The following is a 13,930-nucleotide window of genomic DNA, read 5'->3' as shown; positions in this document are numbered from 1 at the left end:
AACTACCTCTACATTTTCCTTGGCCAGCAGCGCCCGGAAGGTAAGACGACCGATGCGGCCGAATCCGTTAATTGCAACTTTAATCTTAGACATGATTAATGGTAAAATTGGTTTTAGTATAATTTGTGATTGTAATAAGCTATAAGACCATATTGAAACAGGTTAAATAAAATCATTTCACCTACATTATTTAACACTTTTTTAACCCAACCCCCTATAGCTTAATCGGTTAAGCAAGATACCTAATTGTTGCGATGAAATAAAATTTCAAAGCACGAAATTATAAAAAGTATACGTTCAGCAGGAATGACTTTTATCATTCGTAATACTGATCCGGATTTGTTTGCAATATTACCAAAATTACGCGAATAGCACTAACACTTGTACTGTTCCGTTTAAGAGCATGTTTAAATTCCGTCCTTTGCAAGCAAAATTTATACATACTCTATGGAGCAGTGGCTATGGTGGCAGCTGCAGTAGTTTTTTTTGTGATACAAACGCCTATGGCGATACTGTTTCAGCACAAATATACCGCTGGTGCCATCACCTGAACGGGGGGAGAACCTTTAAAAAGAGGGGGGTAATGTGGAAGCAGCGTAGTTAATGAAACGAATTTGGCACCAGCGGGTGCCGGTGCCATGGGTTCTAGTTCAGTTGTACCACCCGCATGTTATCGAGCATGGCCTGGTTAATTTCCAGGTTCATGTTTTCGTTGGCGGGTTCAAAGGCTATGGTGACAGCATGTGTGCCTTTTTCGAGCGGCACCTGCACGGCGTTTGAATATCCCCAGTTGGACCACTCGTCGGTGCCGCGTTGCGGGAGCACAACTGTACCGGCAAAGGCATCATTCACGCGGAGTGTTCTGATAGCACATTTGTTTTGGGTGTTGGTGGGACCGTTGCCGTTGGCGTAACGGAAGTCGATGGCATACAATCCCGGCGCCGGTACTGTTATGTTAACTTTAAGGGTGGTGTTCTTTTGCTTCGTTAGCTCCACAAAGCCGGTGCCTGTAAAGCCTTTGTAAGGCAAAGCTGCCTTTGGAGCTGCTTTTTCCAGTTCATATACCTGCACACTGGCTGTAGGTGTTACCAAGGGTTCACTGGCAAAGGACTCCACCCCTGCTCCATCTACTGCTATCAGCTGGTACTCGGCATAGCCATTTCCCGGGAGCGGGTAAGTGGTGTTGCTTAAGGTAGAAACTACTTTGCCATTTTTGAGCACTTTGTAGTTGACAGCCCCTTCCTCCTGCTTCCAGGTTAAGGAATTGCCTGTCAGGCTTACCTCCGGTGCAGCTGGCGACACGGTATGTTCTACCTTATTCGATTTCTGCTCCGGCACCTCGTTGCTAGCCAGCACAATTTTCACCTGGTGCCGCCCCTGCAGGTTACCCGGCACTTCGGCATTGGCCAACGGTTTTCCATCTAAGGTGATTGTTTTAACCTGGTTGCCGTAGCCCTCCATCTCCATATCGAGCACCGCCTGGCGGTATTTGAAATTGGTAAGGCTGCGCTTGCCTTTCCAGGCTTCCGGCACAAAGGGTTTGAGCACAAGGCTGCTGGTCTTAAAGTCCATGCCGAAAAGCACTTTATACACCATGCTGATATTTCCGGCTACACTCCAGAGCTGCCTGCTGGAATTAATCTGTGTCCCGGCGAAGTCGCCGTTGCTGGCTACGAAGTTTTCCTTGTTTGTCAGGAACAGCGCAGCAGGCCGGTAAATAGCACTCATGCTTTCGGTGAGGGCCTGCTCGTTGCCGGCTTTGGCGGCAGCCAGCGACCAGTACGCCTGCACAAAAGGCCAGATGCCGTTGTTGTGGTATGGCGGAATGTTCGGGATGTGCGGAAAAATGCTCGGGATGCCGTAGGTGCTGACGGGCGTATTCATCACCACCTGTTGCTCCTTCGCCTCATCGGTTATACCATAGAGCACTGCCAGCGCCTCCCCCAGCGCCTCCGAGCGTGGCGACAGTACTTTAAAATTGCGACCGTACAGGTATTGCCCGTAGTAGCCTTTATCGGCCATCCACAAGTGCTCGTTCATGCCATCTTTAATCACCCCGGCAATATCCAGGTATTTAGCAGCGGCTTTTTCGTCGTTCAGCAGCTTCGCCATTTCCGCCAGCACTATGTTGGCGCGGTAATGCACGGCATTGGTGCCCAGACACTCCGATTCATAAATATCTACGGGCTGCATCCACTTCGGGTAGGTCTGCTCCCGCCAGTCGAGGAAAGAGGATTCTCCTTTCACGAGCCCGGTTTCACGATCGTAGGCGTTTTTCAGGTCGTCTTCCACGGAGTTGCGGATGATGTCGTAGGACTGCTGCAGCCATTTTTTATCGCCGGTTACTTTGTAGATTTCCCAGGCGGCATCGGCCCATACGATGCGGTCGGTGGAAACAGGGTAAGCGCCGCCGGTGCCGGTATCCTGGATGATGCGGCCGTTCTGCACCTTGCGCATCAGGCTGTACTGCGACACCTTCGGCTGCAGTGTGGCCATGCCCAGGATGATGCTGTAGCTGATATCGCGTGTCCAGACGCCTGCCCATTCTTCGCCTGTCCGGAAGGTGCTGTCTGCTTCGATATCCTGCTGCATTTCTTCCAGCGACATATTATAGAGCACGTCCACAAGCGGGTACTCGGATTTGTATTGCGGGAAAGCGGAGAGGTCGTGGGTCAGTTTCCAGTTGCCGGCCGTTGCTTTTTTCTCCTCCGGTTTGTTGAGCGTGAGCGTCACTTCGTAAATGCCATCCCTGTCCGGGTCCTTCAGCTCCAGTTCCGGTTTGTTCACCAGGTTATCGAAGTCCCACATCAGCGGAGCCGTGTTGCCGGCAATAAATACCTGCTTAAAATCATCTTTGTAGATTTTGGTGCTATCAAAAGTCGTGTAGTAACCCTTCTGCTCAAAGGCCTGCAGCACATGGCGCATGTCCAGCCTCACAGTGAAATTGGTATTGGGTGCCAGATAGGTGTTGGCTGGCACTACCGAGGTATCCACGTGCTGCTTGCCAAATGTGATCACCGGTGTCACACAGCCGCCACTCTCCGAAGAGCAGATGAAGCGGTGGTCTTTGCCGGAAACCATTTCGTTGTCTTTGCCATTGATGCTGAACTTGAACGTCAGCTCCGGGCTTTGAAATTCGTTGGCGGGGCTCTGGTAATTCGATACCATTTCGGTAGCAGAGATTACCTTTGCCTCATGCTCCTGCTGCACCACCCTGTCCGGGTAAATGGCATAGGCTTCGGATTGCCAGATAGCGCCCTGGCTTAGGCCTGGCTGGGTTACCGTTTGCTGCGTCTGGCAGGAGCCGAGGCCCAGCACCAGCAGGAAGAATGCGGCTTTCAGGTTGAGGTGTTTCATGGTTTTTATTATAACACAGGAGCTCCAGGCATTTCCACCAGCAGGTAAAAAGCAGAATCCTGCTTAAAAGTTTAATACTTCCGTTTTGGCTGCATCAGCTTTGGTTATGCTGATTTTTGCTGATTCAGATAAGCAATCTTATTCGGTGAGCTAGTAGTTATGACGCCACCCGCTTCACCGGTTTTGACCCCACGAAGCCATAGTACACGATATAACCATAACACAACAGGGGCACGAAGAACGATAGTCATAAGTTCGGATATAAATAATGGTGAAGGGCTTCCGTGCTTAGGTACTGAAGCTTCAGGAACATCAGCATGTCATGGTCTGCGCGCACCTCGCTATCCGGAAACGCCCGACGCAGGGCATCTTCCAGCAACTCATTACGTTCGCTGGTACTGTTACCGGCACTGTAGTACTTTATGACTGCTGTTGGTTCAGAACCAATATGTGGTAGCAGCTCTGCTAACACAATGTTATACAGTTTGTTTACATCCTGGTACTGGGGGTTGATGCCTACCGTAAAAACTTGTTTTACTGCACCTGATTCATAGACTATCCGCCAGTCTGTCTTATTCGCCCCGCTATCTGCTATAATAATCATAGGACATAGTAAATTAAGTGAATAACAATTGGTTACATGCATTAGGAACAGAGGCTGTTTTTTGCTGGCTTTACATCAGAAGGTTCCCCTGAACTAACATCCGTTATTATTAATACAAAGGAACAAGCCAACAAAGGCAACATCAATTATTATACTCATAATATAGAAAAAAGCATCCCTGTTATAATCACAAATAGCTTTAAATCAACAAATTATCAATAAAATAGCATTACCAAAATATAAGCTGATTATCAAGCGGCAGCTACCATGAAACAGCTTCACAGGAGCCCGTATGATATACATCAACACCTCTCATCCTAATGGCTGATGTGTGCCGGGAGTATCATCAGGCGACTCACTATTACACATTTTTAAGGCTGCTTTTGATGCTCGTATCCCCTTTACTCTTTGCAGCAGCTAAGTATATGCAATCGTCCTTGCCAGTCGTGCTGAACTGCTGAATGCAGCGTTTTTACCGTTTGGCAAGCGGCCTGAGAAAAAGAGTTGGGGTTAGAACGGTTGGTCCAGTTCGGGCAGATGCATTTTTATCAGCAAACCACTACCGGGTTACCATTCAAAAAAGAGCATCCACAGGTCCTGAAACGGACTTGTGGATGCTCTTTCTGGTTTACTCCCGGAGCAGTGGCTGTGGTGACTGGTGCAGCAGACCTGCGACCGGCCTTAATCTGTAATGGCGGGTTATGTTACAAACGCTTGATGCCCTTCGTCTGGCTTTTGGTTGCCTCTGTAAAACTGATGGCATAACCTCCTCCGGGAGCCACGAACTGAGCTAAGTTCGATTTGTTTGTAACCACTGCTTTGCGAATGGTGTACGCCTGCGGGTTTGTTTTGTAATGGGCATCATTTGCATCGGCATAGATGGTAGCGATGTAGTTTTTGCCTGGCTCCAGGAAGTCGAATTTAATTTTGGAGGTACGGGCTTCGTTTCCGCCTACACTTCCCAAAAACCACTGGCCAGTATGCTTGGCTTTACGGGCAACCGTTATGTAAGCGCCCGGCTCTGCCTCCAGGTACTTGCTCTCGTCCCAATCAACGGCTACATCTTTGATGAACTGGAAGGCATCCGGAAATTTATCGTAGTTCTCCGGAAAATCGGCGGCCATTTGCAGGGGGCTGTACATGGTCAGGTAGAGGGCCAGCTGGTTTGCCAACGTGCTGTTTACGTGGGAGCCATTGTGCAAATCCATCTCAAATATACCCGGAGTGTAGTCCATGGGGCCACCAATCAGGCGCGTGAAGGGCAGCACGGTTACGTGGTTTGGTTTGGACCCTCCGAAAGCCTGGTATTCGGTTCCCCTGGCCGATTCGTTGCCGATCAGGTTCGGGTAGGTGCGGGCGATACCGGTAGGGCGCACAGCTTCGTGGGCATTCACCATAACTTTGTAGTCCGCTGCTTTTTCGAGGGCGTACTGGTAATGGTTGATGATCCACTGGCTGTAGTGGTTCTCGCCGCGGGGCAGAATGTTGCCGACATAACCACTTTTCACGGCATCGTAGCCATTGGCCTTCATGAATTGGTAGGCGGTGTCCAGGTGGCGCTCGTAGTTACGCACGGAAGAGGAGGTTTCGTGGTGCATAATCATTTTTACGCCTTTGGATTTGGCGTAGTCTCGTACCTCCTGCACATTGAAATCGGGATAAGGCGTCACGAAGTCAAACACATAATCTTTGGAATTCCCGAACCAGTCTTCCCAGCCCTGGTTCCAGCCTTCTACCAGTACGGCATCAAACCCATGCTTAGCTGCAAAATCGATATGCCGCTTCACGTTGGCAGTGGTGGCGCCGTGTTTGCCGTTTGGCTTTGCTTTAGTATAATCGGTCTGGCCAAGTTGCACGGCAGGATAATCGTCTGTATATGCCCAGGAGCTTTTTCCGGTAATCATTTCCCACCATACACCCACGTATTTGGTTGGCTTTATCCAAGAGGTGTCTTTTATTTTGCTGGGCTCGTTCAGGTTGTAAGTCATTTTGGAGGACAGGATGTCGCGGGCATCGTCGCTTACGATGACGGTGCGCCAGGGCGTAGAGGCAGGCGCCTGCACATAGCCTTTGTCTCCTCTTGCATCGGGTGTCAGCCAGGCCTCGAACACCATGTTCATATCGTCCAGGTTTAAGTGCATTACCGGAAAGTTGATAAGCGCTGCCTCGTGCAGGTTGATGTAGAGGCCATCGTCCGTTTTCATCATCAGGGATGTCTGAACACCGGTTGGCGAAAACGAGGTTTGGGATACATTCTCTGTTATGGAAGCAGTCATCAGGCCCCTGATTTCTGATAGTTTAGAGGTGGTATAGTCGTATTCCTGCGTATCATAATCGCCGGGAATCCAGTAGGCGGTGTGGTCGCCGGTCATGGCAAACTGCGTCTTTTCTTCTTTGATAACAAAGTAGGACAGATTGGGCTGTGCCGGGAACTCATACCGGAAGCCGAGCCCGTCGTTGAACAGGCGGAACCGGATAACCATGGTGCGGCTTTTCGGCTCTTCCTGCTTAAGGGTTACTGCCATCTCGTTGTAGTTGTTCCGGATGGTCTTTACCTCGCCCCACACCGGGTTCCACGACTCGTCGACGGTTGCCTGTTCGGTGTTGGCAAGGGTAAAGCCTTTGGCCAGGGAACCCGCATCTTTTGTTTCCAGTCCCAAGCTACTCTGCCTGATCACCGGCTTCTTTTTATAAGTTAACTGGTAGGTTGGTTCGCCGTTGTCGTTCAGCTGAAACGTGAGCGAAAAGTTTTTATCCGGCGAGGTAATTACCTGCGCATACACCTGCCACGTGAGCAGGAAGGCAAAAATTAAGAGAAATGTTTTTCGGAGCATGGTTTATATTGGTAAAATAATTAGTCCGGCATTTAAGCGTGCAGCGTACAGCCTGTTGCCGCTACCGGAAAAGCAGGCGCACGTTGTTGCTTACGATTGTTAGTAGGTATTGCAAAATTGCCGGGCTCAGCAAAAAACAGCAATTTGTAAACCTGAAATATAGAAAAAAGCTTCATGTAAATACAGGCAAGTTGCTTATTATCAATTAGTTACAAAAATTGAACCTGCATAAAAATATAACCCTGTTATAGGGATAAACTGCCCCGGAAGCAACAAAAAAAGGGAAGCCTCCGAGGCTTCCCTTGCAAAAAGGCCTGGTACCAGTAATCACTTTTACAAAAATTACGAGCGGCGCTGCAGCTGTTGGCGTTCAGGCAGGGGCATTCAGTTGCCTGATAACCCGGCACGGATTACCGGCTGCAAACACACCGGCAGGAATATCTTTGGTAACCACGCTGCCTGCTCCAATCACGGCACGGTCGCCGATGCTAACACCGGGACAAACCACCACACTGCCGCCAATCCAAACGTCTTCTCCAATGGTAATGGGTTTGGCATATTCCAGCCCGGAAGCCCGCTCGACAGGGTTCATGGGATGGGTGGCTGTGTAGAGCTGCACGTTGGGCCCGAACAGCGTCCGGCTCCCGATGGTTACCTGCATCACGTCGAGCACCACGCAGTTGAAGTTGAAGAACACCCGCTCCCCTATCGCCAGGTTGTAGCCGTAGTCGCAGTAAAAAGGCGGCTGCAGCCACAGACCATCGCCGGCATTGGGAATAAGCTGTTGCAGGATGCGCGTGCGCTCTTCCGGCTGGTCTTCGCGGGTGTCGTTTAGTTCTTTGAGGAGCAGGCGGGTGCGCAGCCTGTCTTCCGAGAGCTGCTGGTCCAGCGGGTCGTAGAGCTCGCCGGCGAGCATTTTTTCTTTTTCTGATTTCATAAGGCAGGTTTACTTTTTTAACCCGGATTTGTTTGCCGAAGGTAGGCAATGCAGGGTAATAAGGCTGCGCTTCCGGAAGAAAATAACACCTCCTGCTGCGATGTTTCCTCCTGCCAAGGAATCTAATGTTGTAGGGAAATTTATCTGTAGCTGCGACCATTGCCTTTGCTCCTACAAAAGCAAAAAAACTGCTTCAGGTTTCCAACTTGGAGCTATCATTCCAGCAAGTTTTCAACTTGCGTGGGTATAAAATCAGGTAAGTTCAGCCACGAAAGCTGAAAGCTTTCAGGATAAAAAGCTCCAAGTTGGAAACTTGAAGCAGGAGTTTTTTTTCCCCTACAAGGTCAGCAAGGAATTGGAGGGAGCAGAGGCTGTGGTGGCTGGCGCAGCAGATAGTTCAGAGGCAAACTATTGCGCTTCTATTGACTGATTTTACCCTACTGCTCCTGCCACCACAGCCTCTGCTGTACTTCCATAAAAATGGCGGAAGCAAAAAATCCACCGAACTCGCAGGAAGTCCGGTGGATGCTACTAAAATGAAGTGGGGTTATTTCCCCGACGAAGCTGAAAGTGAGAAAAGTATTTTAATACTCCACCACCACCATGCTCCAGTAGTTTAGTTCGGGCAGGGTAAAGCTTACCTGGTTGCCATGCTGGGTAAAGTTCAGGGCCCGGGAAGCCCCGCCGATGATATCGGGCGTGGCGGTCCAGACTTTTTTTACGGTACCGTTGGCTGTAAAAGCAAGTTTGGCATCTTTTACCTGAAGCGGCGCCGCCTGGATGCCGCTGTTATCGCGCCAGTTCTGGGTTTTGGCGTTGTTGAAGTTGATGAGGTGAATCACCTGGCTGTTGCCTATTGTTTTGCCCAGCGTGGCCACCGAGCCTGTAGCGGCAGGCCAGTTGGCCGGTTTTAGCTTTTTGTCGATGGAGGTTAAGGCTATGTTGTTGAACGTACCGCCGTCGCGCAGCAGGTTTTCATAGGCAACCAGGAAGTCGTAGTATTCCTGCATCGCGGTTTTCAGGTCCTGCTTCATCTGCAGGTTGTTATGCGGAAAATACTCCTTCGACAGCATGTGCTCGCCCAGTTCCAGGTGCGCCCCGCCATGTGCAAAGATTACGGCATTGGTCATCAGTACGGCAGGAGTGTTGAAGAAGCCCGTGTTGTTGGACAGGTCGTAATTCATGTAGGCGGCCAGTACCGTGTTTTTGGTGTTGTTGCTGAGGGCGTTGTTTTGCTTGATGACGTTGGCCAGGTCGTTGTAGGTGTCAAAAGGTCCCCACACTTCGGAATACAGGAAATCGGAAGCCGACTCCGCTATCCCCTGCTGCCCGTACTGGTTCACGGCATTCATTACGGCATACTTCGCCGGCGTAGCCGACTTTACGGCATTAATAAATGGCTTGTAGGTTTGCGCCAGGTTTAAATTAGTGCCGTCATATTTGAACGTAGTTCCCCTGTCACCCAGCTGGTCCATGTGAAACCCATCGAAATCAAGCTGCTGGTATACTTTGCTGTTCTCGTTTATCAGGTACTGCTGCCATGCCGTGTTGGATGGGTCTACCAGGTAGATGTTGCTCAGAAACGGCGGCGTTGGCAAAGGGTGGAAATCGCGGTTGGTGCGCGTGTTGTCTTTAAAAACAAACCATTCCCGGTTCACGCCGTCCGCTTCGGCATTATCCCAGGCGCCAAAAACCAGGTTGTACTGCATGGCCTTTATATTGTGCTCATGCGCCTCCTGGATGTACTGCTGCACGGTGTTGAAATAGATGTCCCGGTTGATGATGTCTTTCCAACTGCTTGCCGGCGTTCCGTTAGTAACCGGTAAGGGCAAGTGATGCTTGTGGTGCCAGTCGTAGAACTGAATACCGTTGATGTGGTGTTCGTTCAGGTTAGCCATAACTTCACGTACCTGCTCGTCGCTCATCTGCGGGAATTTGGAAAGAAACCCGTAGCGGGGAAACTTCTTCCATTCCGAAGAAACATCCACGGCGGTAGTGGCGTGTATGGTTTCGGTGTTCCCGGAGGTACTGAAAACCTCCACACTATACCCCCTGAAATCGGTAGCTGGCGCTTTCCAGGTCCAGTTGGCAGCCGTTACCGCTTCCTCTCCTACTACCTCGTTCAGGTGTTTGTAGCGTACTTTTGCCTCTGCGGGTAGTTTTGCAAAGTCGATGGTAAAGGTTACGTTATCGCCCGGGCGATAGGCTGCTTTATCGGTAGCAATGCTTACATCGCTATAGGCGGGTGTGGCCGCGTTGGCGGGGGCATCGGTTGGGGTTGGGGAAGAGTCGTTTCTTTCTTCCTTACAACCCGCCCCTGCGCCTACCAGAAGAATAAAGAAATAAAAACAGATGTGTTTGAACGTCATGTTGGAAAAGGTTTATCCCGTCCTCCGGGCTTGCTCCGGAGGACGGCCTGTTGTTTAAATGTTAAAGAAAATTATTACTCCGCTTTAAGGTAAATTTCAAAGCCGGTTAACTTTAAAGTAGTCTCATACCAAATTTTGAACAAGTCTTACATTCGCACAAAAACTACAGTAGCAGAATAAGTCCCCCTTTGAAGGCTATTGCTTGACCAAATTAATCTTTAGAGAAAATTCTCCCCTTGAGGGGAGCAAGAGGGGTGTTTACATCTGCGAATAAACTCTGAGAACATAATTTCAGACGTTTTACCACCGAGCTTTACACCCCTATAATCCCCTCAAGGGGATAGTCTCGGAGAGTGAAACGCCCCTACCCTCAAGGGGACAGTTTCGCAGTCAGCATCTATTTCTAAGAATCAAATTGGTTGAGCACTATTCTTGTAGGGAAAAAACTCCTGCTTCAAGTTTCCAACTTGGAGCTTTTTATCCTGAAAGCTTTCAGCTTTCGTGGCTGAACTTACCTGATTTCTTACCCGCGCAAGTTGAAAACTTGCTGGAATGATAGCTCCAAGTTGGAAACTTGAAGCAGTTTTTGCTTTTTTAGGAGCAAAGGCAATGGTCGCAGCTGCAGACAAATTTTCCCTACAAGATTAGCTTCAAAGGGGGACAAAAAACACCTTGTTCTGCAGCAGTGATAAAGATTACTGACGCACGATGGTCATTGTTTTGGCAGCAAGGTCTACCGAAACTGTATAATTGCCGGCTGTAGCATCGGTTACACGCCATTTATTATCGGGTCCTTCGCAGCCGGAAGTAGTGATGTAACTGCCATTCGTAATAGCCTGATTGGCAGTGGCCGCGTTAATCCAGTCGCCACCGCACCAGTCGCCTTTGAACATGGAAATCTTTAGCTCGCCGGGGGTAAGCGGACCGGTGTACGTGTACACACTGCCGCTTTTGCTCATGGGCGCAGGCGATTCGATGTTCCACCCATTGGGGCCGGCATCGCCAACCAGGTACAACTCTACCGGGGCAAAGGCAATGGTCATGGTGCGCAGGTTCAGGGTAACTTTGTAAACGCCGGCCTGGGCAATTTTCCATTTGTAATCCGGGTCGCCAGCCGATACCTGCACAGCAGTACTGGTGGTGGGTGCATCTGCCACCGTCGGCCTGTAGAACGGGGCGCCCCAGTCTTTGGCGGTTGCTATTTTCAGTTCTCCTGCCTTTAGGTAATCTGTAAAGGTAAACACAAAGGGGTCGGAAGCACTTTTTGTCATTTCAGCGGCATTGTCCAGGTCCCAGCCAGTTGGCGCGGCATCGCCTACCACCCAAAGCCTGCTGTACGGAGGACCGGCCTGTTCTGCAATGGCAACCGAAAGGTCGGCTAAATTAACGGTTACCTTGTAGGTGGCAGCCTTTGTAATACTGAACTTCTCATCCGGCTGGCTGTCGTCGGTACGCAGTACCAGTTGGTTGGCTGCAGTTCCTTTGTTATAGGATGGCAGGAACTGCCCGAGGGTGGTAATGAATTTGAACTCACCAACCGACAAGGGGCCGGTGTAGGTAAAGACGGTAGGGTCGGTGCTGCTAACGGTCAGCGGGGTGGCGTTGCCGGTATTCCAGCCGTTTGGCGTGGCGCTGCCGAGCAGGTAAAGGGTTGGGGTAACCGGTATGTAGGGGGTAATCGACACCGTTACGGTGTTTGAAAACTCAGGCGCAAGCGCTGTAGTTGCCGGGGCAGACACCAGGCGGGCTTCCAGTTCGCCGGCGGTTCCTGGTGCAACACCAAACCTGGTGGTCAGCAACTCGTGCAGTGCACCCACCGACAGGCTGTTGGAATAAACCGCCCGCCCGAGCTTGTATTCGACAGGAGTGGCAAAGTTATTTCCTTTCTTATCGAGTTGCAGGGTGTAGTCGATGGCGGTGTTGGTGCCTCGATTCGTACCCGGCGTCCACTCAAAGGTAAGCCCGGCTTTGTTTATATTTTTCTGGTTCAGCACCAGCGCATCCGACGAGGCAGAAAGCACCGGGGTAGAGGCCTTGACAGGCATCACCGCTTCTTCCTCCGGGTCGCAGGAGGCCAGGAATAAGGAGGCGAAAAGCAGCAGGAGCACGGAGCCTGACGAAATGCTCTTCCGGAGCAGCCCCATCACTATGGAAGAATTGAGTACGTTATTTTTCATATGATTTCATGAATTACCTTTTATACTTTTTGATAAATGAACTTTGCTGCACCAGCCACCATGGCCACTGCACCTCAAAAGCAGCTAAAAATCCTGTTCACTTCTGCTGATTCAGCTGACATTAGCCAGGAGCTGAGGCAATGGTAACAGCTGCAGAAACCTGCTAATAGCCTGTATTCTGCGACAGGTTCGGGTTGGTATCGCGTTCTTTCTGCGGAATCGGGAAGAGCAGGTGCTTGGCCGAAGCATTGGTTTTACCTATCGAGCGCAGGAAATCGATGCCGTACTGGCCGTCGTTTACCCGAATCAGGTCGAACCAGCGGTGGCCCTCGAAGGCCAGTTCCATACGCCGTTCGTGCAGCACTTTTTCGCGGAACTCGCCCTGCGACAAATTATCGACAGGCGCCAGGTTGGCTCGCTCACGCACTTTGTTCAGCGGCTCCTCCGCCTCTTCGGTTCTGCCCAGTTCATTCAGCGCTTCCGCTTTCATGAGCAGCACATCCGCATAACGCAGTATCGGGAAGTTGAGCGGGTTGGTATCGTATGCCGGCGAAACGGTTTTGGCTACCAGGAACTTGCGCAGGTTGTAGCCCGTGGCGGAGTAAGAGCTGCGGTATTCTTGTCCGTCGAAAGCCGGACCGCCTTCGTACAGCACGGTGGCCTCTTTGCGGGCGTCACCCGGCTCGTAGGCGTTCACGAATTCCTGCGTTGGCTGGTTCCAGCCATAACCGCCGGCTACCATGTTGGCGTTACGTGGCCCGGTGAAAGTACTCACCCAGGAGGCCTGGTTGTCGTTGCCCCAGAAGTCGAAGCTGGTTTTGCCCTGGTACTGCACCTCGAACAGCGACTCCACGGAGTTCTCCTGCATCGGATCGAAGTTCTGCTCGTATCGCTCGTTCAGCGCATAGCCTAAGGCTTCCACCTCGTTGGCCATGTCCACAGTTTTCTGCCACTGGCCCAGCGTCAGGTAAACTTTCGCCAGCATGCCGGCAGCCGCACCCTTAGAGGCACGTCCTATATTGGCCCCGCTATACTCTTCTTTTCGTGGCAACAGGTCCTTTGCGTCCGTTAAATCTTCAATAATGAGCTGGTACACATCAGCAGCAGGTCTTCTTGCCGGGCGAATGTCGCCGTTTATATCCTGCGGCTCCGTATAAATCGGCACATCCCCAAACAAGCGAACGAGCAGAAAATAATAATGCGCTCTTAGGAATTTGGCCTCACCGATTATCCTGTTTTTCAGGTCTTCGTTTATGTTCATGGCTGGCACCTTCTGCAACACCAGGTTAGCCCTGAGGATGCCGGGCCAGGGACCGCGCCAGAGATCGAGTACGCCGGGATTATCGGTAGCGGTCACGAAATTGGCCATGTCCTGCGTTTCGCGTCCGTCGTCTCCCCCACCGGCACCTACTATGCTGTTTCCGGCCATAATATCGGTGGTCCAGATACGCATGTTGTAGAGCTTGGGCCACTGCAGGGGCTGGTAAGCGCCGTTTATAGCGGCAATCGCATCGGCTTCGGTTGCAAAAAAGTTGGAGGTGTTAATCGAATCTTTAGGAGCTTTGTCTAAGAAGTCATCTCCGCAACTGGTTAGTGCACCTACTAAGAGTACTGCCAGAAAATATTTTGTCAGTTTCATATCTGTGTCTTCA

9 protein-coding genes are annotated in these 13,930 nt (G+C 50.7%); all 9 read right to left on the bottom strand.

Annotated elements, in window-relative coordinates:
* A partial coding sequence (locus DCW36_RS14420; protein ID WP_164891143.1) for a glyceraldehyde 3-phosphate dehydrogenase NAD-binding domain-containing protein occupies positions 1–93 on the bottom strand: 93 nt, incomplete at its 3' end.
* Positions 94–645: 552 nt separating this feature from the next.
* Positions 646–3,357, bottom strand: a complete 2,712-nt coding sequence (locus tag DCW36_RS14415) for an alpha-L-rhamnosidase-related protein (protein WP_114782826.1) — start codon at positions 3,355–3,357, stop codon at positions 646–648.
* Positions 3,358–3,604: 247 nt separating this feature from the next.
* Positions 3,605–3,961, bottom strand: a complete 357-nt coding sequence (locus tag DCW36_RS14410; RefSeq protein ID WP_114782825.1) for a hypothetical protein — start codon at positions 3,959–3,961, stop codon at positions 3,605–3,607.
* A 704-nt stretch (positions 3,962–4,665) separates the two neighbouring features.
* Positions 4,666–6,795, bottom strand: a complete 2,130-nt coding sequence (locus tag DCW36_RS14405) for a glycoside hydrolase family 97 protein (RefSeq protein ID WP_114782824.1) — start codon at positions 6,793–6,795, stop codon at positions 4,666–4,668.
* Positions 6,796–7,165: 370 nt separating this feature from the next.
* Positions 7,166–7,732, bottom strand: coding sequence for a sugar O-acetyltransferase (locus tag DCW36_RS14400; protein ID WP_114782823.1), 567 nt, complete (start codon positions 7,730–7,732; stop codon positions 7,166–7,168).
* A gap of 584 nt (positions 7,733–8,316) precedes the next feature.
* Positions 8,317–10,101 (bottom strand): endo-dextranase, encoded by a 1,785-nt coding sequence (locus DCW36_RS14395; protein ID WP_114782822.1) that lies wholly within the window; start codon positions 10,099–10,101, stop codon positions 8,317–8,319.
* A 410-nt stretch (positions 10,102–10,511) separates the two neighbouring features.
* The gene (locus DCW36_RS14390) at positions 10,512–10,730 is read right to left on the bottom strand and encodes a hypothetical protein (protein ID WP_125185431.1); all 219 of its coding nucleotides are present in this window, start codon (positions 10,728–10,730) and stop codon (positions 10,512–10,514) included.
* 66 nt (positions 10,731–10,796) lie between these two features.
* Positions 10,797–12,278 carry a SusF/SusE family outer membrane protein gene (locus DCW36_RS14385; protein ID WP_114782821.1) on the bottom strand — a complete coding sequence of 494 codons (1,482 nt, stop codon included), beginning with the start codon at positions 12,276–12,278 and terminating at the stop codon, positions 10,797–10,799.
* A 163-nt stretch (positions 12,279–12,441) separates the two neighbouring features.
* A complete protein-coding gene (locus tag DCW36_RS14380; RefSeq protein WP_114782820.1) occupies positions 12,442–13,917 on the bottom strand; it encodes a RagB/SusD family nutrient uptake outer membrane protein in 1,476 nt (491 codons plus the stop codon).
* Positions 13,918–13,930 lie beyond the last annotated feature (13 nt).

Origin of the sequence: Botryobacter ruber, assembly GCF_003347595.2 — a bacterium.
GTDB classification, from domain to species: Bacteria; Bacteroidota; Bacteroidia; order Cytophagales; family Hymenobacteraceae; genus Pontibacter; species Pontibacter ruber_A.
The sequence above is the reverse complement of the archived record's forward strand: the minus strand, read 5'-3'. Positions and strand labels throughout refer to the sequence as shown.

Bases quoted from the DNA above. Each gene is read 5' to 3' on its own strand.
- DCW36_RS14395 (WP_114782822.1), bottom strand. From the start codon at position 10,101: ATGACGTTCAAACACATCTGTTTTTATTTCTTTATTCTTCTGGTAGGC.
- DCW36_RS14415 (WP_114782826.1), bottom strand. From the start codon at position 3,357: ATGAAACACCTCAACCTGAAAGCCGCATTCTTCCTGCTGGTGCTGGGC.
- DCW36_RS14385 (WP_114782821.1), bottom strand. From the start codon at position 12,278: ATGAAAAATAACGTACTCAATTCTTCCATAGTGATGGGGCTGCTCCGG.
- DCW36_RS14380 (WP_114782820.1), bottom strand. From the start codon at position 13,917: ATGAAACTGACAAAATATTTTCTGGCAGTACTCTTAGTAGGTGCACTA.
- DCW36_RS14405 (WP_114782824.1), bottom strand. From the start codon at position 6,795: ATGCTCCGAAAAACATTTCTCTTAATTTTTGCCTTCCTGCTCACGTGG.
- DCW36_RS14400 (WP_114782823.1), bottom strand. From the start codon at position 7,732: ATGAAATCAGAAAAAGAAAAAATGCTCGCCGGCGAGCTCTACGACCCG.
- DCW36_RS14410 (WP_114782825.1), bottom strand. From the start codon at position 3,961: ATGATTATTATAGCAGATAGCGGGGCGAATAAGACAGACTGGCGGATA.